Source organism: Nocardioides sp., from assembly GCF_035703625.1.
GTDB lineage: Bacteria > Actinomycetota > Actinomycetes > Propionibacteriales > Nocardioidaceae > Nocardioides.
Genome location: NZ_DASSXS010000210.1, coordinates 1 through 4,211, shown reverse-complemented (window position 1 = coordinate 4,211; position 4,211 = coordinate 1). Strand labels below are relative to the sequence as shown.

At 70.9% G+C, this 4,211-nt stretch carries 3 protein-coding genes and 1 pseudogene; 1 reads left to right on the top strand and 3 read right to left on the bottom strand.

Going from position 1 to position 4,211, the window contains the following annotated elements; genetic code table 11:
• Together VFN12_RS10395 and VFN12_RS10390 are read right to left on the bottom strand one after the other, a co-directional pair.
• Positions 1-1,541, bottom strand: a 1,541-nt coding sequence (locus tag VFN12_RS10395) for a GMC family oxidoreductase (RefSeq protein ID WP_325118592.1), incomplete at its 3' end; no start/stop codon positions are given.
• Positions 1,541-3,157 (bottom strand): succinic semialdehyde dehydrogenase, encoded by a 1,617-nt coding sequence (locus VFN12_RS10390; RefSeq protein ID WP_325118591.1) that lies wholly within the window; start codon positions 3,155-3,157, stop codon positions 1,541-1,543. The genes VFN12_RS10390 and VFN12_RS10395, both read right to left, overlap by 1 nt.
• A gap of 180 nt (positions 3,158-3,337) precedes the next feature.
• Here VFN12_RS10390 and VFN12_RS10385 point away from each other — a divergent pair, with 180 nt between their 5' ends.
• Positions 3,338-3,925, top strand: coding sequence for a GNAT family N-acetyltransferase (locus tag VFN12_RS10385; RefSeq protein ID WP_325118590.1), 588 nt, complete (start codon positions 3,338-3,340; stop codon positions 3,923-3,925).
• 37 nt (positions 3,926-3,962) lie between these two features.
• Here VFN12_RS10385 and VFN12_RS10380 read toward each other — a convergent pair.
• A pseudogene (locus tag VFN12_RS10380) lies at positions 3,963-4,211 on the bottom strand (hypothetical protein); the annotation flags it as partial.

Here is a 4,211-nt window from a genome sequence, read left to right as displayed (position 1 = left end):
ACGCCGAGGTTGGCCGAGATGGTCGAGCCGTCGACGACGTGCAGCCCGGGATAGCCGTAGACCCGCTGGTAGGGGTCCACGACGCCGGTCTCGGGCGAGTCGCCGATCGTGCAGCCGCCGATGAAGTGGGCGGTCAGCGGCCGGTTGAACGGTTCCCCGACCGAGCCCCCGGCGGTGCCGCCCATGACGCGCGCCATGCGGCGTACCGCCTCGTTGGCGGCCGGGATCCAGGTGGGGTTCGGCTTGCCGTGGCCCTGGCGCGACGACAGGACCCACCCGAACGGCGTCTTCTTCGGGAACGTGGTGATCGAGTTGTCGAGCGACTGCATCACCAGGGCGATGATGGTGCGCTCGGACCAGTGCTTGAAGTCGTAGAGGGCCTTGACGTTGCGCCGCTGCGCCCACATCTCCTTCAGCCACGTCCGCCAGCGCGGGACCGGGCCGTCGCCGTCGGTGAGCACGGTCTGCATCAGCGACATGAAGTTGGAGCCCTTGCCGTAGCGCACCGGCTCGATGTGGGTGTGCTCGTCGGGGTGGAACGACGAGGTGATCGCGATGCCCTGGCTGTAGTCGGTCGCCAGGTCGGGCGCGATGGCGCCGAGGATCGCCTCGGAGTTGGTGCGGGTGAGGTAGCCGAGCCGGTCACTGAGCCCCGGCAGGTCACCCTCGGCCTTGAGCCGGTGCAGGAGCTTCTGGGTGCCGAGCGCGGCCGCGGAGAACACGACGTGCTCGGCGGTGAAGGTCTTGGTGGCGGTACGACGCGAGAGCTTGGCCTTGGTCCAGCGCGCGTCGACGGTGTAGCCGCCCCCGTCGCGCGGCCGGACCCGGGTGACCGTGGTCAGCGGGTGGACGACGGCACCGGCCTGCTCGGCGAGGTAGAGGTAGTTCTTGAGCAGGGTGTTCTTGGCGTTGTGCCGGCAGCCGGTCATGCACTCGCCGCAGCCGATGCAGGGCGTGCGGTCGGGGCCGGCCCCACCGAAGTAGGGGTCGGCGACGGTCTCGCCGGGCGCCTGGTCGCCGTTGCCGAAGAACACGCCCACCGGCGTCGGGTGGAACGTCTCGCCGACGCCCATCTCCCCCGCCACCTTCTCCATCACCTCGTCGCTGGGCGTACGCAGCGGGTTCTCCACCACGCCCAGCATCCGCTTGGCCTGGTCGTAGTAGGGCGCCAGCTCGGTCTTCCAGTCACAGATGTGCGACCACGACGGGTCGCGGTAGAACGCCTCGAGCGGCTCGTAGAGGGTGTTGGCGTAGACGAGGGAACCGCCGCCCACGCCGGCACCCGCGACGATCATGCAGTCGCGCACCATGTCGATCCGCTGGATGCCGTAGCAGCCGGCGTCGGGCATGAAGAGGAAGTTCTTCACGTCCCACGAGGTCTTGGGGTACGACGCCTCGTCGAACCGGTCGCCTGCCTCCAGCACGCCGACCCGGTAGCCCTTCTCGGTGAGCCGCAGCGCGGTCACCGAGCCCCCGAAGCCGGACCCGATGACCAGGGCGTCGTAGTCGAACGGCTCGGCCGGCTGGGCGGCGTGGGTCATCAGGCCCGTCCCAGCTTGTTGAGGACCCGGAGGCTGACCGTCAGCGCCTTCGCGTACTGCTCCTGCGAGAGCCCGAAGGAGGGGCCGATCCGCACCCCGCGCTGGGTCGCGACCGACTGGGTGTCGGTGTAGCGCAGGATGCCCTCGGAGCCCTGCCGCCGGCCCATCCCGGACTCCCGCATACCGCCCATCGGGGCGGCGAGCGAGCCGAACGTGGACCCGAAGCCTTCGTTGATGTTGACGGTCCCGCACTTGATCTGCCGCGCGAGCTGGCGCGCCCGGCCTCCGTCCTGGCTGTAGATCGAGCCGTTGAGGCCGTACTGGCCCGCGTTCGCCCGGGCGACGGCGTCCGCCTCGTCGTGGAACCGGTAGAGGGCCACCACCGGGCCGAACGTCTCGTGGCCGAAGCAGGTCATGTCGGGGGTGACGCCCTCGAGGATGGTCGGCTCGTAGAAGTAGGGGCCGAGGTCCGGGCGGGCACGGCCCCCGGCGAGCACCCGCGCGCCCTTGGCGACGGCGTCCTCGACATGGGCGGTGACGGTCTCGAGCTGGTCGGCGGAGATGAGGGTGCCCATGTCGACGCTCCAGTCGAGGGTGGCCCCGAGGGTCATCGCCTTGGTCCGGGCCACGAACCGCTCGACGAACCGGTCGTAGATCTGGTCGGCCACGAAGAGCCGCTCGGTCGACACGCAGAGCTGGCCGGCGTTGGAGAACGACGCCCGGGCGGTGCCCTCGGCGGCCTTCTCGACCGCGGCATCACGCAGGATCAGGATCGGGTTCTTGCCGCCGAGCTCGAGCGAGCAGCCGATCAGCCGGTCCGCACACTGGCCGGCGATCAGCTTGCCGGTTGCGGTGGAGCCGGTGAAGCACACGTAGTCGACGCCCTGGATCAGCGGGGGGCCGATGTCGCGGCCGGGTCCGGCCACGACCTGCCAGATCTCGGGCGGGAAGCCGGCCTGCTCGAGGAGCTCGGCGCCGAGCAGTGCGGTCAGCATGGTCTGGGCGTCCGGCTTGATCACCACGGCGTTGCCGGCCAGCAGCGCGGGCAGGCCGTCGCAGAGCGCGAGCGTGAAGGGGTAGTTCCAGGGCGAGATGATGCCGACGACGCCCTTGGGCAGGTGGTGCACCTCGACGTGGGTGAGTGCGGGGAACATGCCGGGCACCCGGCGGCTGTCGAGGTGGGCATGCGCGGTGCGGGCGTAGTAGCGAGCGGTGAGCGCGACGTGTGCGAGCTCCAGGAAGGCGTCCTTGCGGGCCTTGCCCGACTCGACCCCGATCACGTCGCAGATCTCGTCCTGCCGGTCGAGCACCAGGTCGTGGAGCCGCAGCAGGGCCGCGGAGCGCTCGGCCAGCGAGGTCCGCGCCCATGCCTCCTGGGCCCGCCGGGCCCGCGCGACGGCCTCACGGACGTCGGCCTCGCTCGACTGGGGCACGTGGGCGACGGGCTGCCCGTTGAGCGGCGACTCCACCGGCGCGGTCGTGCCGGTGGTGGAGAGGATCCGCCGGGTGAGGTTCTGCGTGTAGCCGGGCTCCAGGGCGTACGACGCCCTCGGGTCGTGCTCGGGGTCGGCGGGACCGTGCAGAAGCGGCCCTCCTGCGGGATTCTGGGCGCTCATGGCACCGAGCCTAGGGCCGCCGGGGGGTCCTTTCTACCCGTCGGTCACCGCGTTCCGGCATTTGACACTACGCCCGTCTGTGTCAAGCGCCGGAAACAGCTCCACCGGACGGGCCAGCACCTCGTCGACGGCCGCTGCGGGGTCGGTGAACCGTCCGCGCATCCGGGGTACGTTGCCGGAATGTCCGACCTCACGATCAAGGCGCTGACGCCGGAGACGTTCGACGACTTCGCCGCCCTCGTCGAGCGCAACAAGGGCATGTTCGCCAGCTGCTGGTGCACCAAGTTCCATCCCGACTGCGCCGAGAGGGGGCAGAGCGCCGAGGGGAACCGGGCGATCAAGCAGCGTCTGGTGGCCGAGGGGGTCGCGCACGCGGCGCTGGTCTACGACGGCGACCGGGCCGTCGCCTGGGCGGAGTACGGATCGCCCGAGGAGCTGCCCGGCATCCACCACCGCAAGGAGTACCTCGCCACGGCCGAGCGGTTGCCCGACTACCGCGTCACCTGCATCCTGGTCGAGCGCGGGCTTCGCGGCCGGGGCCTGGCGGCGGTCGCCCTCCGTGGCGCCGTCGAGCTGATCGCGCGGGCCGGCGGCGGGCTGGTCGAGGGCTACCCGCACGACACCGGCGGGGTCCGGAAGAAGAACTCGTCGTTCCTCTACAACGGCACCCGCACGATGTACGAGCGCGAGGGCTTCACCTACGACCGGCCCAAGGGCCAGGGCAACTGCGTGATGGTGCGCGAGGTGGCCCCGAGCAGGGTCGGCTGACCCGGCCCCTCCCTCCGCGCGGGGACGGCGGAGGGTGTCAGCCGGTGGAGTCGGCGATCCTGACCAGACCGCCGAGCACCCCGACGTACGCCGCCCGGTCCGGCCCGATGCTCACCGGCGCGTATTTGACGTTGAAGCCGAACCCGGTGCCGTACCTGGTCTTGTAGACCAGCCGACCGGTGCGGAAGTCCAGCGCACCGAGGTACCACGGGTCCTCGTTGCCCGCCGGGTCCTTGAGCACGGTGTAGACCAGACCGTTGGCCAGGGACAGCTTGGGCACCGACGA